This window comes from Brevundimonas alba (genome assembly GCF_011927945.1).
GTDB lineage: Bacteria > Pseudomonadota > Alphaproteobacteria > Caulobacterales > Caulobacteraceae > Brevundimonas > Brevundimonas alba.
Genome location: NZ_JAATJM010000002.1, coordinates 176,494 through 197,793 on the forward strand (window position 1 = coordinate 176,494; position 21,300 = coordinate 197,793).

The following is a 21,300-nucleotide window of genomic DNA, read 5'->3' on the forward strand; positions in this document are numbered from 1 at the left end:
CGGCCTGCCTTAGCGTGCGGCGCGCGCCGCCGCCATCTCTCCCGCCAGCCGGATCGCCGCGATCAGGCTGTCCGCCCGCGCCACGCCCTTGCCGGCGATATCGAACCCGGTCCCATGGTCCGGCGAGGTGCGAACAACCGGCAGGCCCAGCGTCGCGTTTACCCCGCCCCAGAAGTCCAGCGTCTTGACCGGGATCAGCGCCTGGTCGTGATACAGGCACAAGACGGCGTCGTAGCCGGCGCGCGCCTCGTCGTGGAACAGGGTGTCGGCAGGCAGCGGGTCGGTGATTGCGATTCCTTCGCCGCGGAGCGCCGCCGCGGCCGGGATCAGTACCTCGATCTCCTCCAGCCCCAAGGCACCGCTCTCGCCGGCGTGGGGGTTCAGCGCCGCCAGCGCCAGCCGCGGCCGGGCAATGCCGAAGTCGCGCTGCATCGCCTCATGCACGACCCGGGCGGTGCGCATCACCCTCTCGCCGGTGACCAGCTCCGGCACCTCGGCCAGCGGCGAGTGGATGGTCACCAGACAGGCGCGCAGGTCCTTCGCCGTCAGCATCATCACGGGCCCCCGCGTGCTGGCGAACGGCGCATCGGCGGTCAGTTCGGCGATGAACTCCGTGTGTCCGGGAAAGCGGAAGCCGGCGGCATAGAGCGGCGCCTTGGCGATCGGCGCGGTGACGACCCCGCCGACGTCGCCCGCCATCGCCAGATTGACCGCCTGCTCGATCCAGTCCGCCACCGTCCCGGCGTTCGCGGGGTTCGGCTGTCCGGGCTGTGCCGAGACGGGCAGGGGGGTGTCCAGCACCGGTACGGCGCGACCGAACACCCCGGTGGCGTCGGCAGGCGCGGCCAGTGTCTGCACGGGCACACCCTGCGCCCGCATCAGGGCCGCATCGCCGACGACAGCGAAGGCCGGGCCGTCGCCGTCCTTCAGCGCGGACCAGGCGCGGGCGATGATCTCGGGTCCAACGCCCGCCGGCTCGCCCATGGTCAGGGCCAGCGGCGGGCCCGCGGTCACTGCTTGAACTCGATCAGCGCATCTTCACGCAGATCGCGCATGTAGCGGCGCGCCAGCGTGGCGAGGTTGGCGCGGAACAGCTGGCTCTCGACCTGACGCACATCCGGCGCCTCGACGCCGCCGGCGCGGCGACCGCACACGGCCAGCAGGTGCAGGCCCAGTGGGGTGCGAACGGGGGTGCTGATGCTGCCGACCGGGGCCGAACGCGCTACCTGCTGGAACTGCGGGGCGAGGTTCTGCACATCAGCCTCGCCGAGGTCGGCGCCGAGCAGACCCTGCTCGGACGTCGCCCGCTGAAGCATGCTGTCGCAGGTCAGCTGCGGCCGCAGGGCCTCCAGCCGCTGCGTCGCCGCCGCGATCTCGGCTTCGCTCGCGGTTTCCGGTGCCTCGATCATGACCTGCTTCAGCTGGACCAGGCTGGACGCCGATCCGTCACGCTTGTCGCGCATGTAGATGATGTAGACGCCGCCCTCGACCGGAATCGGCCGGGAAAGCTGACCGACGTCCAGTTGGTCCATGGCGGTTTGAAGGGTGGGGTTCACGCTGCCCGCGACCACCCAGCCGGCGTCGCCGCCGCGGGTCGCCGAAGGCGCCGCCGAAAACTGCTGGGCAACGGCCTGGAAGGGCGCGCCCTGGACCATCTGCTGGACCAGCTGGTTGGCGCCGTTCATCGCCGCCTGCTGGCCACCGACCCGCGCGGCCTCGATGTAGATTTCGCCGATCAGATACTGCTTTTTCGAGGCGGCTTCGGACAGTTGCCGAACGGCCGCGTCGACCGCGCCCTTGCTGACCCGGGCCCGGCTCTGGAAGCGGCCGCCGACCAACTGCTGCCAGCCGATCTGCGTACGCAGCTGTTCGCGAAGTGTCTGCGGGCGGATGCCGCCGGCTTCGAGGAAGGACAGATAGGCCTGCGGCGTCGCGCCGGCCTCCTGCGCCATCTGCGCCAGCTCTTGGTCGACTTCCTCATCGGAGACCTTGAGGTCCTCGTAGTTGGCCAGTTCCTGGATCTGCAGACGCTCGTCGATCAGGGCGTTCAGGGCTTCCTGCTGGATCGCCGGGATGTTCTCGGCGGTAGGCTGGACCTGGGTCATGGCGATCAGCAGCAGCATCCGCTGACGCAGGTCGAAGCCGGTGATGACGCTGTCGTTGACGGTGGCGAGGACTCCGTCCGCCATCTGGAACTGCGGCGTGGGTGCGGCGGCCGCAGGCGGCGCCTGCCCAGCGGCCGGGTTCAGCGTGCCGGCCGCCGCCGGTTGCTGCGGCGGTGTCTGGGCCATGGCCGTCCCGGCCACGAGAGCGGCGATCGCCACGCCCGTCAGATAACGCTGAAAACGCATGTCAGTCCTGGTTCCTCAAGCGGCGCCGGTTGGTCCGAGCCGATTCTGGCGACCTGCGCGCAACCGAAATCGCACGCCGGCCGGCGCCCGTCGCCCCGTCAATATCCTGTACCGCCGAAAGTGGCGAGGGTTAGGCGCACATACGGCCCCTCGGAGGGTCCGGACGGTCTGACGCTGGTGTTGTCGCGGCGCCACCCCAGTTCGAAGCGGAAGCAATCGTCGTCGAACAACAGGCCGACTTCCGACTGCACCAGGTAGCCCGGATCGGGCTGTCCGGGCCGCGGCGTGCGCTCCAGATCGGCGATGCCGGAGAAGGCAATGCCCCAGTTGCCATAGACGAACTGTTGTCCCGCCAGCTGCAGGAACTCGTAGTTGCGGTTGTTCGGCCCGGCCAGCGGATTGGATCGGTCGAGGATGTAGCTGACCGTGGCCAGGTTGCGCCGTCCCCAGCGCCCGTCGACCGCAATCTCCGCCCGCCGGACATTGCCGCCCGAATCGATCGTCGCATGGCCCCAGCCGCGGATGCGGTCCGACGGCGAGAAATCACCCTGCACCACCCAGTCCGACGTGTCGGACGCCAGTCCGGACGGGTCGTAGAGCTGCGCCGGCGCGTCCGGCACGGACACGAGGAAGGCCGGTTCCTCGTCGGCGCGCAGGCTGCGCCCGATGAACAGGCTGGCCTGCCGGCCCTCATCCCAGCGCAGCGTGGTGCGCACGCCTGTGGTCAGGCGGAGCCCCCCTTCATAGAGGTCGTAACCGGGGAACCGGTCGACCCGGAACAGCGAGCTCTCGTCCAGCTCCACCGTCTGGCTGTCCTCGATCGGAATGCGCGGGTCCAGATCGGGATCGGTCGAGATCGACAGCTGCGCCATCGGCTCGAGGATCATGTCCGTCGCGCCGAACCGGCGGATCAGCGGATAGCTCACGTCCACGCCCGCGATCGCCCGGCCGCGGCCGAACGCCTCCTCGTCGAGGCCCAGCGCGGGGGGCAGGTCGCCGACGGAGTAGAGATCGGCCCTCAGGTCGACGAAGGGCTCCCAACGGACGCCGATCGGCGAGATCATCGTCTTGCGCCAGTCTGCCTGCGCAGACACGCGGCGGCTGTCGACGCCGGGCAGACCCGGCGTGACGAGCGGGGCGACTACTTCCGGCCGCAGCACAGGACTGCCGACGTAGTCGTCACGATAGAGCGAAACCGCCGACCCGCGCAGCCGCAGGCGACCGCCGAGCACCGGACCGTCGGGCTCCCATCGCGCCTCGATCAGCGGAGCCACGACGGGCAGCGTCCCGTCGTCCTCGAACACGTTCAGCGCGGGCGTGACCGGGTTGAACTGTGCAACCCTCAGGCTCTGCAGGGTGAAGGCGGCGACCGAGACGTAGGACCGGTCGGTCTGGTGCTCGGCGTACAGCTGGCTGATCAGGCGACGCTGATCGCCATAGTAGAGGCCGTTGTCCTGATAGGGATCGCGGACGTCGTAGCGGTCGAACAGCGTCTTGTCCGAGGTCCGCTCCGCTGTGAAGCCCCACCGCCACGGTCCGTCCGGATCGAACCGTCCGTAGCCCAGGAAATAGCTGCGGCTGGTCCGGTCCCCGAATTTGACGTTGCTCTCGGCGTCGCCGTCGCCGTCCAGATCGAAGTCGCCGAAATTGCGCTCGTAGGTGTAGCCGCCGCGCAGCACGACCAGACCGTTCTCGAACCGCCGCCGCCACTGAAGATTGAGCAGCGGCGCTATGCGGCTGTTGATCTGCGGGCTGATCAGCCAGTCCTCGGACGGTGAAATCACCTGCAGGTATGGAATCTCGAGGCTGAACCCGCGGCCTTCGTCATAGCTGGGGATCGGCACCAGGAAGCCCGAGGCCCGCTCCACCGTCGGATCCGGGTGGGCGAAATAGGGCAGGTAGAACACCGGCACCCCGCCAACGCGGAACACGGCGTTGCGGTACAGGACCGCGCGCAAGCTTTCGTCCTGAACCACCTTCTCGGCCTGGATCGAGATGCTGGGTTCCTTGGGGTTCCCCTCGGCGTCGCAGATCGGGCAGGGCGTGAAGAGCGCGTAGTTCAGCTCGTTGACGTTCTCGCTGCGGCGCACGGCCGTCGCCGCCATCAGGTGGGCGCCATTGCGGAACCGCGTCGCGAAATCGACAGCGACGCCCGCCTTCAGGTCCGAATCCAGCTCCAGATGACTGGCGAAGATGACATTGCCCTCGGGATCGACGAACTCGACCCGGTCATCCGCCGTCGCCACGCCCGCGTTCAGGTCATAGGTCAGCTGTCCCGCCCGAAGGGTGGTGTTGCGGAACCGGGCGAGGACCCGCTCGGTCTCCCCTGTCGCCGTCAGTACGTCGCCATCGCGCGATACGGTCCCCGCATCGAGATAGACGGCTTCGGGCGGCAGGCCGTCGGGTCCCGTCTGCGCTCGCGGCGTCGTGGCCGCCGGCGTGTCCTGCGCCAGCGCGGCGCCGCTCCATGACACAAGGGCCACGGCGGCAGCGCCGGCCAGAAGCCGGAGGCGCAGGGCTCCCGTTTCGACGCGGCGGTCACGCGGCATTCAGGCTCACTCGGTGGACGGCGGAGGGATGACGGGCGGGGGCTTCGCTTAGCCGTCTTCGGTATAGAACAGCAAGGTGAAGGCGGCGAGCGCCGTCAGCACCGGCGGCAGCCACGCCGCCAGCCATGGCGGAATGACTTCCGCCGAACCAAAGGCCGACGCGGCCTGATTGACGAAGAAGAAGCCGAAACCCAGCACCACGGCCGCAAAACTCATCCGCGCCAGATCGCCCAGACGCATGAGGCGCAGGGAGAAGGCGGCGGCGAGGATCGACATGGCGGCGAACATCAACGGCGTCGCCAGCAGTTGTTGCAGCCTCAGCCGGTAGGCCGTGCTTGAGAAACCCGCCGCCTCGACGCGCGCGATCTGGCCCGGCAGCGACCAGAAGGGGGTCGATTGGGGCCGCGCAAAGCGTTCGAACGCCTCATCGTCCGCGAGGCTGGAGAGCAGGTCGAGCGTCTCGTAACGCACGGCCCGCTGCCCGATCTGGGCGCCGACGGCGTCCACAAGCCGCCAGCGGCCGGCGCTCAGGGACGCGGAGGCGGCGTCGATCCGTTCGCGGAACGTGCGGTGGCCGTCGCCGTCGTTGGCGTAGATGAAGAAGGTCACGCCCAGCAGACGCGCATTGGTCCGGTCCTGCCGCTCGGCCCGGATGACCATCTGGCGCGTGTCGTCCCCTTCGCGAATCCACACCGCTTCGGCCGCATTCGCCGCGCCCGACAACCGGGTGCGCTCGCGCTGGAACAAGCCGTCCCCCGAGGCCGCCAGCGGTCCGAGCGCGGCCACGGTGACAATGCCGAACAGGAAGGCCGCCCCAGCCGCAGGCAGCACAAACCGCCACGCCGAGAGTCCCGCCGCGCGCATGGCGATCAGTTCGCTGCGCCGGTTCAGACCGACGAACGCCGCCAGGGTGCCGAACAGGAAGACGAACGGCAGCAGTTGGATGATCACCTGGGGCGACTTCAGCAGCATCAGGCCGAGGATGCGCACGCCCGACAGGTCGACGTCCGAGCCGACGCCCCGTGAGATCTCCACGAAGTCGATCAGCATGATCAGAGCCGAGATGACGCCCAGCGCGACCGCCAGAGAACGGGCCTGCTGAACCAGCACATAGCGTTCGATCCGCCCCAGCCGGAACCAGGACGCGCGGAGCCTCGAGGCGCTCATGCGAACCTCGCTTTCAGCCGCTCGACCACGGGCCAGCTGCGGCGACGGCGCGGCTTCAGGGCCCGGAACAGCAGGCGCAGCGCGATCACGGTCGCCGCGATGGGCAGCAGGTACTGGAAGACATTCAGCCAGCCGTTCCACGCGCTGGCCGCCACCACGCCGTAGCCGACGATGCGGATGATCAGAAAGGCCCCGGCGACCCGGGCGATGCGCAGGCTGTAGCCGGTCCGGCTGAACTGGCCCCCGAGAATGGCCGACAGCGCCATCGCCATGGCCAGCAGGGCGTAGAGCGGCGCCGACAGCCGCGAATGCGCCTCCGCCGCCAGTTCCCCCGCCGAACCCACCTTGTCCAGTTCCTGCGGCGACGGGTTGAGCAGCTGCGTCAGATACAGGTCGGACGGCTTGTAGCGGATGGTGTCGGTCACGTCGGAATACTGGCCGAGCGGGACGTCCTGCCGACCGAACGACAGATGCTCCAGCACGCCCCGCTTGGAGTATCGCTGCCACGACCCGTCGATCAGGGTCAGGATCGGCTCGCCGTCGATGCGCGAGAATCGCGCCTCGGCGGCGTCCCAGGTCGTCACCCGGTCGCCCTCGGCCTGGTAGATGAAGATGTTCTTCAGCAGCCCGTTCTGCTCGATCTGCTGCACATAGACCGTCAGGCCCTCGGGCCCCTGCACGAAGCGGCCTTCCTCGACTAGCAGGGCGGCCAGATCGGTGCGCACGGCGAAGGCCTCGGCCCGCGCCTGCCGCTGCGCCCACGGCTGCAGGACCGTCGTGATGATCAGTGTCAGCACCGCCGCGATCGCCGCGATCCGCACCGCGGGTCGAATCGCGGACCAGCGGGTCACGCCGGCGGCGAACACCGCGGTCAGCTCCTGTTCCCTCTGCAGCCGGGTCAGGGCGACCAGCGCGCCGACGAACAGACCGATCGGAACGATCACCGCCAGAAGTTGCGGAACGGCCAGCAGGGTCAGCTTGATCATGACCCAGACGCTCTGCCCCCGCTCCACGATAAGCTCGAGTTGATCGAGGCTCTGGCTCAGGATGCCGATTCCGGCCAGCGCGGCGCACGCTCCGATGACCGGGCGGGCGATCTGGCGGAAAAGATAACCTTGAATCAGCGTCATAAACGGAGGAAATCGCCCGTTGCAGGCGGCGGCTGGAACGCCTCTAATACACATCACCGCGCACCGGCGACAGGCCCGCGCGACCCTTGTAAGCGCGTCCGGGGCCTCCAGTCCCCGGCTGGAGTAGCCCATGAAGATCGAGTTCGTCGCCTCCGCAGCCGCAGCCGAAGTGCTGGCGGTGCTGGTCCACGAAGGCCGCGCCTTCCACGGCATGGGCGCCCAGCTGGATTCGGCCGCTTCCGGCGCCCTGACGCGGGCGATGGGCGCCAGCCGCTTCACAGGCGGCTCGAACAGCACCCTCGTCGTCGCCGCCCCGTCCGGCATCGACGCCGGCACGGTGGTGCTGACGGGCGCGGGCGATCCCGGGAAGTTCGACGATCTGGCCCTCGAGGCCGCGGCCGGCGCCGCCTATCACGCCGTCAAGATGTCCGGCGCGACCTCGCTGACGATCGACGCCCATTCGCTGACCGCGGACCAGGCCGCCCGCGCCGCCTTCGCCGCCCGTCTGGCCAGCTATCGCTTCCTCAAATACCGCACCACGCTGAAGCCCGAGAAGACGCCGTCGATCGAGACGATCAAGGTCGTCGCCGCCGACGTGAAGGCCGCCGAGGCCGCCTACGCCAGCCTTTCGCCCGTCGCCGAGGCCGTCGAGTTCTCGCGCGATCTGGTCAGCGAGCCGGCCAACATCCTCTATCCCGAAGAGTTCGCGAAGCGGGTCAAGGCGCTGGAGAAGCTCGGCCTCGAGGTCGAGATCCTCGGCGAAAAGGAGCTCGAGAAACTCGGCTTCCGCACCCTGCTGGCCGTCGGTCAGGGCAGCGTGCGTGACAGCCAGGTCGCCATCATGAAGTGGAACGGCGGCGCCAAGGGCGACCAGCCGATCGCCTTCGTCGGCAAGGGCGTCTGCTTCGACACCGGCGGCATCTCGATCAAGCCCGCTGACGGCATGGAAGACATGAAGTGGGACATGGGCGGCGCCGCCGCCGTGGCCGGCCTCATGCACGCGCTCGCCGGCCGCAAGGCGAAGGTCAACGCCGTGGGCGTGCTCGGCCTCGTCGAGAACATGCCGGACGGTAACGCCCAGCGCCCGGGCGACGTGGTCATGTCGCTGTCGGGCCAGTCGGTCGAGGTGCTGAACACCGACGCCGAGGGCCGCCTCGTTCTGGCCGACTGCCTCTGGTACACCCAGGAGCGTTTCAAGCCGAAATTCATGCTCGATCTGGCGACCCTGACCGGGGCCATGATCGTCGCCCTCGGCCTCGAATACGCCGGTGTCTTCTCGAACTCGGACGAGCTGGCGAACAACTTCCTCGCCGCCGCGCCCAAGGTCGGCGAGAACGCCTGGCGGATGCCGATCCCGGCCGCCTACGAGCGCCACATCGACAGCCCGATCGCCGATGTGAAGAACACCGGCAACGGCCGCGCCGGCGGTTCGATCACCGCCGCCCTGTTCCTGCAGCGCTTCACCAACGGCACGCCCTGGGCCCACATCGACATCGCCCCGACGGCCTGGGTCAAGGACAGCAAGTCCCCGACCGTGCCGGACGGCGCCGTCGGCTGGGGCGTCCGCACCCTCGACCGTATGGTGGCGGACTCTTACGAGAGCTGACGCGGCTGAAAGGCAGGGCAGGGGTGGCTGACGCCGGACCTGAAATCTGGTTCTACCATCTCGAGCGCTCGACGCTCGACCAGGTGCTGCCCGGTCTGCTGGAAAAGACGCGGGAGCGGGGCTGGCGGGCGCTGGTCCGCGCCGCCGACGAACGCCTGCTCGACGACATCGACGAACGGCTCTGGATCTACCGGGACGACAGCTTCCTCGCCCATGGCCGGGCTTCGGAGCCCGAGGCGGCCCGCCAGCCGATCCTGCTCACCGACGCTTCGGAGAACCCGAACGGCGCTCAGGCGCTGTTCATCGTGGACGACGCACAGCTTGGCGATACGAAAGGGTTCGATCGATGCTTCATCATCTTCGACGGCAGGGACGATACCGCACTGCAGGCGGCCCGGGTTCGCTGGAAGACGCTGAAGGACGCGGGCGCCAACCTCGCCTACTGGAAGCAGTCGCCCGAGGGGCGTTGGGAAAAGGCGGCCTGATCCCCCTCGCGGCGCTGGCGGCCTGCTCGTCGACCCCGGCGTCCGACGCGCCCGCGCCCCGCGCCGTCGAGGAGGCGCAGATGAGCCAGCCCATCGGCACGCGCCCCACCGACCCGACCGCCGATCTTTGCAAAGCCGGAGAGCTGCAGTGGCTGGTCGGCCGGTCGAAGTCCGAAATCCCCGTGCCGGTCGAGATCGTCAACCGGCGGGTGACCTGCACCACCTGCCCCGTGACCGAGGACTATTCCCCGCACCGCCTGAACATCTTCTTCAACGAGCAGACCGAAATCGTCGAACAGGTCCGCTGCGGCTGAAGCCAACCAAGGGAGACGCGTGATGAAGATCCAATGGCTACCCCTCGCCGCCGCCGGCCTGCTGGCCGGAGCCTGCGCCCCGATGGACGGCGACGCCTCCGCGCCCATGCCTCCGGATGATGGCCCGTCCCAGTGCAGGGCCGACCAGTACCAGCGCTTCGTCGGCCGCAACCGCTCGGAACTGCCGGCCCAGCCCGCGGGCGAGACCTGGCGCGTCACCTGCACGACCTGCCCCGTGACCATGGACTACAACCCGACCCGGCTGAACGTCTTCTATGAGCAGTCCACCGGCATCATTCGTGAAGTGAAGTGCGGATGAGGGCCCTGATCCTGGCCGCCGGCGCCCTCGCGCTGGCCTCGTGCGCGCCAGTGTCGGAGACGCCGCCCACGGAGCCGATCCCGCAGCGATGTGACGCCGAGGCGGCGAAGTCGCTGATCGGTTCGCACGTCGGCGCCGTCAGCTTCGCCGCGGACGCCAACGTTCGCGTGGTCTGCACCACCTGCCCGACGACCAAAGACCTCCGGCCCGACCGCCTCAACGTCCGCTTCGACGAGGCCAGCGGCATCATCCGCAGCGTCGACTGCGGATGATTTCCGTCGCCTGAGACGAAGGCCGGGCTAGCGCTTGCGCGCGGGAGCCGCCCGGCCGCCCTGATGCAGGACCAGGCCGTCGACAGCGCCCGAGGCGTCGCGGGTGAAGACCACCTGGGCGTCGACCTCGCGCAGGAAGAAGGTGCCGGCCGACTCCGCCTGCAGCTCCAGCGCATCCTGACCGGTCGCTTGCACCATCAGTTTGCCGTCGAGGACCGAGGCGGTGATGAGGAATGTCGGCGACAGCTCGTAGACGCCTTCGTAGGCCATCAAGGAACCGGCCTCGACGGCGACGGCCTGTCGTTCGCTCTGCAGGGTCACGGTCCCGCCCCGGGCGAGGGTCAGCAGATCGGCGCCGATCTTGGTCGGAGCCGGGCCGTTGAGATTGCCGAGCACGATCACCGTCATGTGCCGGGCCGGGTCGTAGGCCATGTAGGTGTTGAAGCCCTCGATGCCGCCGGAGTGGCTGATCGTCTTGTCGCCATACGCCTCGGCGACGCCCAGACCGAAGGCGTAGTCGTTGCGAACCGGCGTCGTCAGGAGGGTCAGGGACTGCGGTTGCAGCAACCGGCCGCCGAACAGACCCTGTTCCCACTTGAGCAGGTCGTGGGTCGTCGAATAGAGGCCGCCGGCGCCCTGCGGGATGCTCATGTCCAGATAGTCGGCGTGGGCCACGCCGCCGCCGCCGGTGGGCACATAGCCGGACGCCCTGCGGGGCACGACGGCGGTGCGGCTGTCATAGCCGGTGTCGGCCATGCCGAGGGGCTGGAACAGGGTCTCTTCAACGAAGTCGGCGTATGGTCGGCCGCTGACCTTCTCAATGATGGCGGTCAGCAGGACATAGCCGGAGTTGGAGTAGTTCCATTTCTCGCCCGGCTGGAAGTCCAGCGGGTGGTCGCGGAAGCGGGCGATCAGACTGTCGACCGTGGCCGGCTGCGTTCGCGACGCCGCGTAGTCGTCAAAGTCGGTGAAGTTGGGCACGCCGGAGGTGTGGCTCAGCAGGTGACTGACCGTGACGCCGTCCCAGGCCGCCGGCGCGTCCGGCAGCCAGGTCTTCACCGGCGCATCGAGGTCCACCAGCCCGCGCTCCTTCAGGATCATGATGGCGACGGCGGTGAACTGTTTGGTCACCGACCCTAGGCGGAAGACGGTGTCGCCGTCGTTGGGAATGCTCCATTCGCGGTTGGCGAAGCCGTATCCCTGATCGAGCAGAACCTCACCGTCACGCGCGACCAGAACCGATCCCGAGAACTCGCCCGTGGCGACCGATGCGCGGGCGACCTGATCCATGCGGCCCGCGTCCTGCGCCATGGCCGGCGCAGCGCAGAGGGCGACCACGGCCAGCGCGGCGAGGGCGACGCCCGTCCTGCCGGCGTGAGCTCGAGACAGGCCGACGGCTCCACGGCCCCGGCCGCCGGAAAATACAGTCTTTGACACGTTGAAACCCCGTAGGGCGTGACCGTCACGCCATCGATGGAATGAGGCCGTTGTCACGGTCTGCGGATGCACGCCGTCAGATTAGTTTTCTGTAACGAGGCGGATCGGTCGCGCTCGCGCCGGCGATGGCTCAGGCGACCTCCGCCAGCGCTTCCTCGGCCTGCATCCAGGCGGCTTCGGCGGCTTCCAGATCGGCCTGGGTCTTCGCCCGCGCCCGCGTCAGGCCTTCCAGCGCCTTGGGATTATTGACAGCGGCGTTGGCGAGATCGTCGTCGATGCGCGCTACTTCGGCGGTCAGCGCCGCCATCCGCGCCTCGGCCTTCTTCACCGCGTGACGCAATGTCGAGGGCGACGGACCCGACTTCTTGTCGAACTTCTTGGCCGGGGCAGGCGCTGGCGCTGCCTCGACCTTCGCGGCCTCCGCCTTGATCTGCGACGGCTTCACGGCGGCCTGTTTGGCGCGGTCGAGAACGAACTTCGCGTATTCGTCCATGTCGCCCTCGAACGGCTTCACCGTCCCGTCCGCCGCCAGCCACAGCCGGTCGGCGACCAGCTCCATCAGCGAGCGGTCGTGGGTGATCAGGATGACCGCGCCCGAATATTCATTCAGCGCATCCAGCAGCGCCCGGCGGCTGTCGATGTCGAGGTGGTTGGTCGGTTCATCGAGGATCAGGATGTGCGGCGCGTCCATCGCCACCTGGTTCAGCAGCAGGCGCGCCCGCTCGCCGCCCGACAGGCTGGCCACAGTGGTTTCCTGCTTCTCGTAGCCGAGGCCCCACTGCGCCAGCTTGGACCGCCGGCTGCTTTCGCTGGCGTCGGGCATGGCCCGGCGGATGATCTCCAGCGGCGTGTCGGTGGGATCCATCGCCTCGATCTGGTGCTGGTGGAACCAGCCGACCCGCATCTTGCGGTCGCGGTGCAGTTCGCCTTCAGACACGTTCAGGGCGCCGGCGATCATCTTGGCGAAGGTCGACTTGCCGGCGCCGTTGACGCCCAACAGCCCGATCCGGTCGTCCAGATCCATGCGCAGGTTCAGATTGCGCAGGATCGGCTTGCCGGTCTCATAGCCGACATTGGCCCGCTCCAGCCGGATCAGCGGCGGGGCAAGCGGACGGGGCGGGGAGGGCAGGATGAAGGGGGCGACGCGCTCTTCGATGGTGGTCGCCACCGGCTGCATCTTGGCCAGACGCTTCATCCGCGACTGGGCCTGCGCGGCCTTGGACGCCTTGGCCTTGAAGCGATCCACGAATGCCTGCAGGTGCGCCCTCTCGGCGTCCTGCTTGGCCTTGGCCGACAGCTGCAGGCGCGCCTTCTCGGCCCGCGCCTTTTCGAACTGGTCGTAGTTGCCCGTGTAGAGCGTCAGCGTGCGGTTCGCGAGGTGCAGGATGTGGGTGCAGACCTCGTTCAGCATCTCCCGGTCGTGCGAGATGATCAGCGCCGTATTCGGATACTTCTTCAGCCGGGCCTCAAGCCACAGCGCGCCTTCCAGATCGAGGTAGTTGGTCGGTTCGTCGAGCAGAAGCATGTCCGGCTCGGCGAACAGGGCGGCGGCCAGCGCCACCCGCATCCGCCAGCCGCCCGAGAATTCGGACATCGGCCGCAGCTGGTTCTCCTGATCGAAGCCGAGGCCGACGAGGATTTCGGCGGCGCGCGCGGGCGCGGCGTCGGCGTCGATCTCGATCAGCCGGGTCCAGATCTCGCCCATTTCCTCCGGCTCGGCCGTCTCCAGCCGGGTCAGCAGGTCGTGGCGCTCGACGTCGGCCTCGAGGATGGTCTCCAGCACGCTGACCGGAGTGGCGGGGTGCTCCTGGTCCACCGAACCGATGCGCGCGGTCTTGGGCAGGCTGATCTCGTCGCCGCCCGCCGCCAGTTCGCCGAGGATCAGCTTGAACAGCGTCGACTTGCCGATGCCGTTGCGGCCGACCAGCCCGACTTTGGCGCCGGGCGGCAGGCTGACGGAAGCGTCCTCGAGGAATTTGCGGCCCCAGGCGTTGAAGGTCAGGTCGGTGATCTGGAGCATGGTCGGTCGAAGTCTCGGGCCGTCCCTCAAGTAGCGCGGCGCCGCGCGCCAAGCGTTAGGGACACAAAAAAGGGGCGGTTGGAAACCGGGGAGGGCGCCGCTATAAGCCCGCGACCCTCAATCTCCCAACAAGAAGTCACCTCCATGACCGAACGCACCTTCTCGATCATCAAGCCCGACGCCACGCGCCGCAACCTGACCGGCGCGATCAACGCCGTGATCGAGGGCTCCGGCCTGCGCATCGTCGCCCAGCGCCGCGTCAAGCTGACCGACGCCCAGGCGAAGAAATTCTACGAAGTCCACGCCGAACGTCCGTTCTACGGCGAACTGGTCGGCCAGATGACCGCCGAGCCGGTCGTCGTCCAGGTTCTGGAAGGCGAGAACGCCGTCGCCCGCTACCGTGAAGTCATGGGCGCCACCAACCCGGAACAGGCAGCCGAAGGCACCATCCGCAAGCAGTTCGCCCTGTCGATCGGCGAGAACTCGGTCCACGGATCGGACTCCATCGAGAACGCCGGCATCGAGATCGCTCAATTCTTCACCGACGACCAGATCGTCGGTTAAGCGCCACGCGCGCAAGCAGCCCGCGACCGCGTCGCGGGCGTTAGCGCAAAACGACAAGGCCCCGGCGGATTGCTCCGCCGGGGCCTTTTTCATTCGGCTCGCCAGCTGCTTACCAGATGCGGGCGCGGGCTTCCGGCGCGAGGTACTGTTCGTCGCCCGGCTGGACGCCGAACGCCTCGTACCAGGCGTCGATGTTGCGCACCGTGGCGCCGGCCCGGAACATGGCCGGAGCGTGCGGATCGACGGTCACCTGCTGGCGCAGGGCCTCGTCGCGGCTGTTGTTGCGCCACACCTGGGCCCAGCCGAGGAAGACCCGCTGGTCGCCGGTCAGGCCGTTGATCACCGGAGCCGGCTGGCCGTTCAGTGACATGTGGTAGGCGTCGAGCGCCAGCAGCAGGCCGCCCATGTCGGCGATGTTCTCGCCCATGGTCAGGTCGCCGTTGACGTTGACGCCTTCGACCGGGCTCAGCGCCGAATACTGGGCGCCCAGCACCTTGGCCCGCTCCTCGAACTTGGCGGCGTCCTCGGCCGTCCACCAGTCGCGCAGAGCGCCGTCGCCGTCGGTCTTGCGCCCCTGATCGTCGAAGCCGTGGGTGATCTCGTGACCGATCACGGCGCCGATGCCGCCGTAGTTGATCGCGGGGTCCGCGTTCGGATCGAAGAAGGGCGCCTGCAGGATCGCCGCCGGGAAGACGATCTCGTTGCGCACCGGGTTGTAGTACGCGTTCACCGTCTGCGGGGTCATGCCCCACTCCAGCGGGTTCACGGGCTTCGTCAGCTTGTCGACGTTGAAGGCCCATTCGAAGGCCGACGAACGTTCGACGTTGCCGTACAGGTCGCCTGGCTCCAGCCGCAGGCCGTCATACTCGCGCCATTCGTCCGGATAGCCGATCTTCACGCCGAAGCGGCTCATCTTGTAGAGCGCCTGCTGCTTGGTCTCGGGGCTCATCCAGTCGAGATTTTCGATCCGGCGCGTCATGGCGGCGCGCAGGTTGCCGACCAGTTCTTCCATCTGGGCCTTGGACTCGGCGGGGAAGTGGCGCGCCACGAACTCGCGACCCAGCACCTCGCCCAGCGAGCCGTCGACCCGCGCCACGCCACGCTTCCAGCGCGGCTGGTTCTCGGGCTGACCGCCCAGCACCTTGCCGTAGAAGTTGAACTGGTTGTCGACGAAGGCCGAGGACAGATACGGCGAAGCCTGATCGATCACGTGGAAGGCCTGCCACGACTGCAGGGTCTCGACCGGCGTCTCGGCGAACACCTTGGCCATGCCCGGGAAGGCGGTGTTGTTGGCCGCGATCAGGGTCGGGACCTGGGCGATGCCCGCCCCCTCGGCCCAGGCCGCCCAGTCGAAGCCGGGCGCTGTGGTCGCCAGATCGGCCACCGTGGTCGGATTGTAGATCTTGTCGATCTGGCGGTTCTGCACCGCGGTCCAGTGCTGTTCGGCCAGCCGGGTTTCGAACGCGACGATGTCGGCCGCGGCCCGTTCGGCGTTCGGCCAGTCCGCCAGTTCCAGCGCCTTGGCGATATAGGCCTGATAGGCGACCTTCTGCGTGGCGAAGCTGTCTTCCAGATAGTAGTCGCGGTCCGGCAGGCCGGTGCCGCCCTGGACGACGTAGGCGCTGGTCTTGCGGGCGTCCTGCAGGTCTTCGAAGATCTGGACGCCGAAGATGCTGGAGCCGAAGCCGCTCTGGGTCCGGCCCATCAGCGCCGCGATCTCCTGGCGGGTGTCGGCGGCCCGGACCTCGGCCAGATCGGCCTGCAGCGGGCTGGCGCCGAGGCGCTCGACCGCCGCCTCGTCCATGAAGCTGTTGTAGAAGGCGCCGATGCGGGCGGCGTCCTCGCTGGACGACGGATTGGCCGCGCTTTCCTCGATCAGGGTCTTCAGGTTCTCCTGGGACCGGTCGTGCAGCACGTGGAACGCGCCGTACGAGGTCCGGTCCGCCGGGATCGGCGTGTTCTTCAGATAGGTGCCGTTGGCGAACTGGTTGAAGTCCGCGCCCGGACGGACCGAGGTGTCCATGCCCTGCATGTCGAAGCCGAACTCGCCGATGGCGGGCTGGCTTGTCGACGGGATTTCAACGATGGGCGGCGTGTTCTGGGCGAGGGCCGCGGTGGCGGCGAGCGACAGGACCGCCGTGGCCGCGCAGGCCATGAGACGAAGCTTGAGCATTGGAAAAGACCCCGATTGAGACTTGGGCGGCAACCTGACTCAAGGCCGGGGCCCTGTCGCGGCGAAACTCGTCAGATTACAAACTTCTCATCTGGCGGCAGAAATCCGTGAGCGCGGCCGGATACAGCCGGTGCTCCGCCGCCAGAACCCGCTGCGCCAGCGAGCCCGGATTGTCGTCCGCCAGCACCGGCACGCGCGCCTGGCCCAACACCGGCCCCTCGTCGACACCCTCGGTCACCAGATGCACCGAACAGCCGGCTTCGGCGTCGCCGGCCGCCAGCGCCCGCGCATGGGTGTCCAGGCCCGGGTATTTCGGCAGCAGGCTGGGGTGGATGTTCAGCATCCGTCCGCGCCAGCGCCCCACCAGCCATGGCGTCAGCAGCCGCATATAGCCGGCCAGCGTCACCACCTCGATCCGGTGCACCGCCAAGGCCTCGTCCACGGCGCGCTCGTGCGCCTCGCGGTTGCCGCCGAACGGCCGGTGATCGACGGCCGCGACCGGCACGCCCTTCTCGCGCGCGACAGTCAGCCCCGTCGCCTCCGGCCTGTTGGACAGCACCAGCGCGATCTCGAACGGGCAGTCGCCCGCCCGCGCCGCGTCGATCAGCGCCGCCATGTTGGATCCGGCCCCGGAGATCAGGACCGCGACCCTGACGCGCTCCGTCATTGCGCGGGGCGGGGAGCCGGGTCGCCGACCGAGACGAACGAGCCCGAGGGGCCGGGGAAGACGACCGGGCTCTCATAGCCGTCTGCCGACACCGCCGAGACGCCGAAGAAGAAGTCGTCGATGACCACGCCCGGCAGCACCATCTCCGCCGCCGATCCGGCCCAGCGGCTGTGCGTCCATTGCGGCGCGGTCGTCGACCGCCACCACACGCGATAGCCCGCCGCGCCCGGAACCGCCTCCCACTTGATCGTGGTGTCGGGCTTTACGGCCCCCTCGATGGTCACGCCCAGCGGGCTGGCCGGCGCATTGGCCAGCCCCGCCATGGTGACGATGTTCAGCCGCGCGACCTGACCCAGATAGGCGGAGTCCACGCCGTCGATGGTGTCGCCATAGCGGCGGCCGTTCTCGGTCCGCAGGTCCTGATGCTGGCGGTCATAGTTCTCGGCGCCTTCGCTGATCCGCACAGCCGGAAAGCCGTGGCGCAGCATCTCGACCTGGTCCCCGCCGCGCCCGTAGCGGTCCGTGCGGTAGATCATCTCGACGTCGAAATTGGTCAGGTAGCGCTCGGCCATCGCATCGACGAACCGCGCCAGATTGCGCGACGAGGAATCGACCTCGCCGCCGTTGTAGCGCCGCCGCTCCTCCTGAGCCTCCGTCTCGACCGTCTTGGTGCCTTCCGAGAAGACGCGGACGCGGGTCATGTCGCGGACGCCGGTCTGGCCCTCGGAGTTGCCGACGATGTCGTTGTTCAGATTGGCCTCGACCCGCCAGCCCTGCGCCTGGGCGTAGTCGGCCAGGATCTTGCCGCCCAGCAGTCCCTGTTCCTCGCCGGACAGGGCGGCATAGACCAGCGTCGCCTCGAACCGGTGCTTCGACAGCACCCGCGCGGCCTCCAGCACCGCCGCCACGCCCGAGGCGTCGTCGTTGGCGCCCGGTGCGTCATCGGTGAAATTCATCACGTCGGTGACGCGCGAGTCGATGTGCCCGGAGATTATGATCACCCGGTTCGGATCGCCCGTGCCGCGCTGGATCGCCACCACGTCGACCACTTCGGTCGGGTTGGGCACGCGCGCCCCCGTGACGCTGTCCGACGGCGTCACCACCGTGAGGCAGCCGCCGCAGTCCCGGCCCATGGCCTCGAACTGCCGCTGAGCCCAGCGTCGCGCCGCCCCGATGCCTCGCGTGTCCGACTGCGTGTCCGACAGGGTGTGGCGCGTCCCGAAGCCGACCAGCGCCTCAATGTCCGCCCGCATCCGCTCCGGCTGCACCTCCCCCGCGACCTGATGCAGCAGGGCGTGTTCGGAAGGCGCGGGGGTCTGGGCCCCGGCGGGACCCGAAACCAGCATCAGCCCGGCCAGGGCGATCGGCAGCACGCGCATATCGCGACCTCTTGAAATGGAAGGCGCGGACCTTGCCGGGGCGTGCTCCGCCGGTCAATCCGCCCACTTGCGCTCGGGGCCCGGCTCCGGAACAGTGCCGGTCTGGAGGTTCCCATGCACACCCTGATCCTCGCCGCCGCCTTCGTCGCCAGCCCCCAGGACCCGGGGCAGATCACCCGCGACATCATCATGGACGTCTGCCTCCCCTATGTCTCCGAAGGCGCGGCGGATCAGGCGGTCATCGTTCGCAACGGCCTCAGCGGGCTGATCGAGGACGGGGAGGGGGAGTTCCGCTCCCGCAACGACGTATTCATCGTGACCCTGACCACCTCCGGCTCAGTCGATGATGGCAATCTCCGCCGCGTCTGCGCGGTTCAGGCCCGCTCTTCAGCCTTCGGTCAGGCCCGGGACGCCATCGCCGCTCCTCTGGTCGAGGTCGGTTTCGCCGCCAGCCCCGACGAGCCGACCGACTGGCCCGTCTGGACTCGCGGCGGCGTCTCCATCTCCGTCCATCAGAACCCTGGCCGCGCGACCATCGTCCGCGCCAGCTACTCCAGCCTCGACGCCGAAGGCCTCTAGTTCGCGGCGAGCTGACCGCAAACGAAGGCGACTTCGCCGGCTTCCAGCAGCGCCTCGAGCACCGGTTCGGCGTTCTCCGGCGCCACGATCAGGATGAACCCAACCCCGCAGTTGAAGGTCCGGCGCAGCTCGTGATCCGAGATGCCCCCGGCCTCGCCCAGCCATTGGAACACCTGCGGCACGGGCAGGGCGTCCCAGTCGAACACGGCGTGCAGCCCGTCGGCGATGCAGCGCGGCGGGTTCTCGATCAGGCCGCCGCCCGTGATGTGCGCCGCGCCCTTGACCAGTCCGGCCTTCATCACCGGCAGCACCGGCTTAACATAGATGCGGGTCGGCTCCATCAGGGCCTGGGCCAGGGTGCGGTCCTTGGCGAAGGGCGCATCGTCGCCCCAGCCCAGCCCCGACTTCTCGACCACCTTGCGGATCAGCGAATAGCCGTTCGAGTGCGGCCCCGATGAGGCCAGACCGATGATCACATCGCTCGCGGCCTGCCGATCCAGATAGGGCAGCGCATGGCCCCGTTCGACCGCGCCCAGCGAGAAGCCGGCCAGATCGTAGTCGCCGCCGGCGTACATCCCCGGCATCTCCGCCGTCTCGCCGCCGACGAGGGCGCAGCCCGCCTGCCGGCAACCCTCGGCGATCCCGGCCACGACCCGCCGGGCCGCGTCGATCTCGAGCTTGCCGGTCGCATAGTAGTCGAGGAACAGCAGCGGCTCGGCGCCCTGCGCCAACAGATCGTTGACGCACATGGCGACCAGATCGATCCCGACTCCGTCGTGCCGCCCCGTCTCGATGGCGATCTTCAGCTTGGTGCCGACGCCGTCGGTGGTGGCCACGATCAGCGGATCCTCGAACCCGGCCGCCTTCAGGTCGAACAGGGCCCCGAAACCGCCGAGCGACGCCTCCGCGCCCGGCCGGCGTGTCGATTTCGCCAGCGGCTTGATGGCGTCGACCAGCATCTCCCCGGCGTCGATATCGACCCCCGCGTCGGCGTAGGTCAGGCCGTTACGCAGGCTCTCGGGGGTGTCGCTCATCGGTCACGGGCCTGAATCAGAGGTCGGATTTGTGCGGCGGCTCTTGCCACAACCGCAGTTGGCGGGGCTATAGCATCCGAATGACGCCGATCACCACCACCGAGGCGCTGCGCGACTTCTGCGCAAAGCTCGCGAACCAGCCCTTCATCACCGTCGACACCGAGTTCATGCGGGAGACGACCTACTGGCCGCGCCTGTGCCTGATCCAGGCCGCGTCGGCGACGGAGGCCGCCATCATCGATCCGATGGCCGACGGGCTCGACCTGTCGCCCTTCCTCGACCTGATGCGCGACGAATCGATTCTCAAGGTCTTCCACGCGGCCCGGCAGGACGTGGAGATTTTCGTCAAACTGGGCGCCATGCCCAAGCCGATGTTCGACACCCAGGTCGCCGCCATGGCCGCCGGCTTCGGCGATCAGGTTTCCTACGAGGCGCTGGTCCGCCAGATGCTGCGGCAGGAAGTCGACAAGGGCAGCCGCTTCACCGACTGGGGTCGCCGCCCCCTGTCGGACGCCCAGCTGGTCTACGCCCTCGGCGACGTCACCCATCTCGCCGCCCTCTACCCCAAGCTGCGCGACCGTTTGCAGAAGGAGGGGCGTCTCGACTGGGTCATGGCCGAGATGAAGGACCTGACGGACCCCGCCCTCTACGACACCGATCCGGAAAAGGCTTGGAAGCGGCTCAAGCCCAAGAAATACTCGGCCAAATACCTCGCCGCCTTCGTCGCCACCGCCGTCTGGCGCGAGCGCGCGGCGCAGGAACGCGACCAGCCCCGCGGCCGCATCCTCAAGGACGAGGCGATCGACGAGATCGCGGCCCAGGGCCCGACCGATCCCGACGCCTTCAACCGTCTGCGCTCGGTGCCGAAAGGCTTCGGCGCCTCGCGTCTCGGCCTCGAACTCTCCGCCGAACTGAAGCGGGTCCTCGAAGACCCAGAGGCGCACGCGCCAAAGCTGGAGCGCCCGGCCCACAACCAGCCCGCGCCGCCGTCTGTCGTGGAACTGCTCAAGGTCCTGCTCAAGGCCAAGAGCGACAACGCCGGCGTGGCCACCAAGCTGATCGCCAACGTCGCCGATCTCGAAAAGATCGCCCTCGACGACGAGGCCGACGTCGACGCCCTCAAGGGCTGGCGCCGCCAGCTGTTCGGCGAGGACGCTCTCAAGCTCAAACGTGGCGAGATCGCCCTCGTCCTCAACGGCCCCCGGGTCGAGGTGGTCGAGATCGAATAGCAAAAGGGCCGCTCCATCGAGCGGC

At 68.6% G+C, this 21,300-nt stretch carries 19 protein-coding genes; 8 read left to right on the plus strand and 11 right to left on the minus strand.

The window, feature by feature from the left end; all coding sequences use genetic code 11:
• Nucleotides 1–9: 9 nt before the first annotated feature.
• The 5 genes from pdxA to GGQ87_RS11310 all read right to left on the minus strand — a co-directional run bounded on the left by pdxA (nucleotide 10) and on the right by GGQ87_RS11310 (nucleotide 7,197).
• Nucleotides 10–1,014, minus strand: coding sequence for a 4-hydroxythreonine-4-phosphate dehydrogenase PdxA (gene pdxA / locus GGQ87_RS11290; protein WP_168047869.1), 1,005 nt, complete (start codon nucleotides 1,012–1,014; stop codon nucleotides 10–12).
• Nucleotides 1,011–2,351, minus strand: a complete 1,341-nt coding sequence (locus tag GGQ87_RS11295) for a peptidylprolyl isomerase (protein ID WP_209282545.1) — start codon at nucleotides 2,349–2,351, stop codon at nucleotides 1,011–1,013. Before GGQ87_RS11295 ends, pdxA begins: the two co-directional genes overlap by 4 nt.
• Nucleotides 2,352–2,449: 98 nt before the next feature.
• Nucleotides 2,450–4,900 carry an LPS-assembly protein LptD gene (locus GGQ87_RS11300; protein WP_168047871.1) on the minus strand — a complete coding sequence of 817 codons (2,451 nt, stop codon included), beginning with the start codon at nucleotides 4,898–4,900 and terminating at the stop codon, nucleotides 2,450–2,452.
• A 48-nt stretch (nucleotides 4,901–4,948) separates the two neighbouring features.
• On the minus strand, nucleotides 4,949–6,067 hold the full coding sequence (gene lptG / locus GGQ87_RS11305) for an LPS export ABC transporter permease LptG (RefSeq protein WP_168047873.1): 1,119 nt from the start codon (nucleotides 6,065–6,067) through the stop codon (nucleotides 4,949–4,951).
• Nucleotides 6,064–7,197, minus strand: a complete 1,134-nt coding sequence (locus GGQ87_RS11310; protein WP_168047876.1) for an LptF/LptG family permease — start codon at nucleotides 7,195–7,197, stop codon at nucleotides 6,064–6,066. The genes lptG and GGQ87_RS11310 overlap by 4 nt, the downstream gene beginning before the upstream one ends.
• A 130-nt stretch (nucleotides 7,198–7,327) precedes the next feature.
• Between GGQ87_RS11310 and GGQ87_RS11315 the strand changes: the two genes are divergently transcribed.
• Genes GGQ87_RS11315 through GGQ87_RS11335 form a run of 5 tightly spaced genes read left to right on the plus strand, consistent with a single transcriptional unit; the run spans nucleotide 7,328 to nucleotide 10,193 of the window.
• Nucleotides 7,328–8,803, plus strand: coding sequence for a leucyl aminopeptidase (locus GGQ87_RS11315; protein ID WP_168047878.1), 1,476 nt, complete (start codon nucleotides 7,328–7,330; stop codon nucleotides 8,801–8,803).
• A 23-nt stretch (nucleotides 8,804–8,826) separates the two neighbouring features.
• Nucleotides 8,827–9,288 carry a DNA polymerase III subunit chi gene (locus GGQ87_RS11320; RefSeq protein ID WP_168047880.1) on the plus strand — a complete coding sequence of 154 codons (462 nt, stop codon included), beginning with the start codon at nucleotides 8,827–8,829 and terminating at the stop codon, nucleotides 9,286–9,288.
• The gene (locus tag GGQ87_RS11325; RefSeq protein ID WP_245161577.1) at nucleotides 9,270–9,602 is read left to right on the plus strand and encodes a hypothetical protein; all 333 of its coding nucleotides are present in this window, start codon (nucleotides 9,270–9,272) and stop codon (nucleotides 9,600–9,602) included. Before GGQ87_RS11320 ends, GGQ87_RS11325 begins: the two co-directional genes overlap by 19 nt.
• A gap of 22 nt (nucleotides 9,603–9,624) precedes the next feature.
• Nucleotides 9,625–9,921, plus strand: coding sequence for an I78 family peptidase inhibitor (locus GGQ87_RS11330; RefSeq protein ID WP_168047884.1), 297 nt, complete (start codon nucleotides 9,625–9,627; stop codon nucleotides 9,919–9,921).
• Nucleotides 9,918–10,193 carry a peptidase inhibitor I78 gene (locus tag GGQ87_RS11335; protein WP_168047886.1) on the plus strand — a complete coding sequence of 92 codons (276 nt, stop codon included), beginning with the start codon at nucleotides 9,918–9,920 and terminating at the stop codon, nucleotides 10,191–10,193. Before GGQ87_RS11330 ends, GGQ87_RS11335 begins: the two co-directional genes overlap by 4 nt.
• A gap of 27 nt (nucleotides 10,194–10,220) precedes the next feature.
• On the opposite strand, the gene GGQ87_RS11340 is transcribed toward GGQ87_RS11335, so the two are convergent.
• Complete coding sequence (locus tag GGQ87_RS11340; RefSeq protein WP_209282546.1) at nucleotides 10,221–11,630, minus strand: serine hydrolase; 1,410 nt, start codon at nucleotides 11,628–11,630, stop codon at nucleotides 10,221–10,223.
• Between the two features lie 130 nt (nucleotides 11,631–11,760).
• Nucleotides 11,761–13,650 (minus strand): ABC-F family ATP-binding cassette domain-containing protein, encoded by a 1,890-nt coding sequence (locus tag GGQ87_RS11345; protein WP_168047888.1) that lies wholly within the window; start codon nucleotides 13,648–13,650, stop codon nucleotides 11,761–11,763.
• A 144-nt stretch (nucleotides 13,651–13,794) separates the two neighbouring features.
• On the opposite strand from GGQ87_RS11345, the gene ndk reads away from it, so the two are divergent.
• Complete coding sequence (gene ndk / locus GGQ87_RS11350) at nucleotides 13,795–14,214, plus strand: nucleoside-diphosphate kinase (protein WP_168047890.1); 420 nt, start codon at nucleotides 13,795–13,797, stop codon at nucleotides 14,212–14,214.
• A 109-nt stretch (nucleotides 14,215–14,323) separates the two neighbouring features.
• Here ndk and GGQ87_RS11355 read toward each other — a convergent pair whose 3' ends face one another.
• From GGQ87_RS11355 to GGQ87_RS11365, 3 genes are all read right to left on the minus strand, one after another.
• Nucleotides 14,324–16,387 carry a M13 family metallopeptidase gene (locus tag GGQ87_RS11355; protein WP_168047892.1) on the minus strand — a complete coding sequence of 688 codons (2,064 nt, stop codon included), beginning with the start codon at nucleotides 16,385–16,387 and terminating at the stop codon, nucleotides 14,324–14,326.
• A gap of 76 nt (nucleotides 16,388–16,463) precedes the next feature.
• On the minus strand, nucleotides 16,464–17,054 hold the full coding sequence (gene purN, locus GGQ87_RS11360; RefSeq protein ID WP_168047894.1) for a phosphoribosylglycinamide formyltransferase: 591 nt from the start codon (nucleotides 17,052–17,054) through the stop codon (nucleotides 16,464–16,466).
• Entirely contained in the window at nucleotides 17,051–18,433 is a 1,383-nt protein-coding gene (locus GGQ87_RS11365) for a M20/M25/M40 family metallo-hydrolase (RefSeq protein WP_168047896.1), read from the minus strand. Before GGQ87_RS11365 ends, purN begins: the two co-directional genes overlap by 4 nt.
• 114 nt (nucleotides 18,434–18,547) lie before the next feature.
• Here GGQ87_RS11365 and GGQ87_RS11370 point away from each other — a divergent pair, with 114 nt between their 5' ends.
• Nucleotides 18,548–19,012, plus strand: a complete 465-nt coding sequence (locus GGQ87_RS11370) for a hypothetical protein (RefSeq protein WP_168047897.1) — start codon at nucleotides 18,548–18,550, stop codon at nucleotides 19,010–19,012.
• Here GGQ87_RS11370 and purM read toward each other — a convergent pair.
• Nucleotides 19,009–20,046, minus strand: a complete 1,038-nt coding sequence (gene purM, locus GGQ87_RS11375) for a phosphoribosylformylglycinamidine cyclo-ligase (protein ID WP_168047899.1) — start codon at nucleotides 20,044–20,046, stop codon at nucleotides 19,009–19,011. The two genes, GGQ87_RS11370 and purM, sit on opposite strands and share 4 nt — an antisense overlap.
• 80 nt (nucleotides 20,047–20,126) lie before the next feature.
• Here purM and rnd point away from each other — a divergent pair, with 80 nt between their 5' ends.
• Nucleotides 20,127–21,275 carry a ribonuclease D gene (gene rnd / locus GGQ87_RS11380; protein WP_168047900.1) on the plus strand — a complete coding sequence of 383 codons (1,149 nt, stop codon included), beginning with the start codon at nucleotides 20,127–20,129 and terminating at the stop codon, nucleotides 21,273–21,275.
• The last annotated feature ends 25 nt before the right edge of the window (nucleotides 21,276–21,300 follow it).

What these genes read in the sequence shown, in the direction of transcription:
- GGQ87_RS11295 (WP_209282545.1), bottom strand. Translation starts at nt 2,351, where the DNA reads ATGCGTTTTCAGCGTTATCTGACGGGCGTGGCGATCGCCGCTCTCGTG.
- GGQ87_RS11300 (WP_168047871.1), bottom strand. Translation starts at nt 4,900, where the DNA reads ATGCCGCGTGACCGCCGCGTCGAAACGGGAGCCCTGCGCCTCCGGCTT.
- lptG (WP_168047873.1), bottom strand. Translation starts at nt 6,067, where the DNA reads ATGAGCGCCTCGAGGCTCCGCGCGTCCTGGTTCCGGCTGGGGCGGATC.
- GGQ87_RS11310 (WP_168047876.1), bottom strand. Translation starts at nt 7,197, where the DNA reads ATGACGCTGATTCAAGGTTATCTTTTCCGCCAGATCGCCCGCCCGGTC.
- GGQ87_RS11315 (WP_168047878.1), top strand. Translation starts at nt 7,328, where the DNA reads ATGAAGATCGAGTTCGTCGCCTCCGCAGCCGCAGCCGAAGTGCTGGCG.
- GGQ87_RS11330 (WP_168047884.1), top strand. Translation starts at nt 9,625, where the DNA reads ATGAAGATCCAATGGCTACCCCTCGCCGCCGCCGGCCTGCTGGCCGGA.
- GGQ87_RS11335 (WP_168047886.1), top strand. Translation starts at nt 9,918, where the DNA reads ATGAGGGCCCTGATCCTGGCCGCCGGCGCCCTCGCGCTGGCCTCGTGC.
- GGQ87_RS11345 (WP_168047888.1), bottom strand. Translation starts at nt 13,650, where the DNA reads ATGCTCCAGATCACCGACCTGACCTTCAACGCCTGGGGCCGCAAATTC.
- ndk (WP_168047890.1), top strand. Translation starts at nt 13,795, where the DNA reads ATGACCGAACGCACCTTCTCGATCATCAAGCCCGACGCCACGCGCCGC.
- GGQ87_RS11355 (WP_168047892.1), bottom strand. Translation starts at nt 16,387, where the DNA reads ATGCTCAAGCTTCGTCTCATGGCCTGCGCGGCCACGGCGGTCCTGTCG.
- purN (WP_168047894.1), bottom strand. Translation starts at nt 17,054, where the DNA reads ATGACGGAGCGCGTCAGGGTCGCGGTCCTGATCTCCGGGGCCGGATCC.
- GGQ87_RS11365 (WP_168047896.1), bottom strand. Translation starts at nt 18,433, where the DNA reads ATGCGCGTGCTGCCGATCGCCCTGGCCGGGCTGATGCTGGTTTCGGGT.
- GGQ87_RS11370 (WP_168047897.1), top strand. Translation starts at nt 18,548, where the DNA reads ATGCACACCCTGATCCTCGCCGCCGCCTTCGTCGCCAGCCCCCAGGAC.
- purM (WP_168047899.1), bottom strand. Translation starts at nt 20,046, where the DNA reads ATGAGCGACACCCCCGAGAGCCTGCGTAACGGCCTGACCTACGCCGAC.
- rnd (WP_168047900.1), top strand. Translation starts at nt 20,127, where the DNA reads ATGACGCCGATCACCACCACCGAGGCGCTGCGCGACTTCTGCGCAAAG.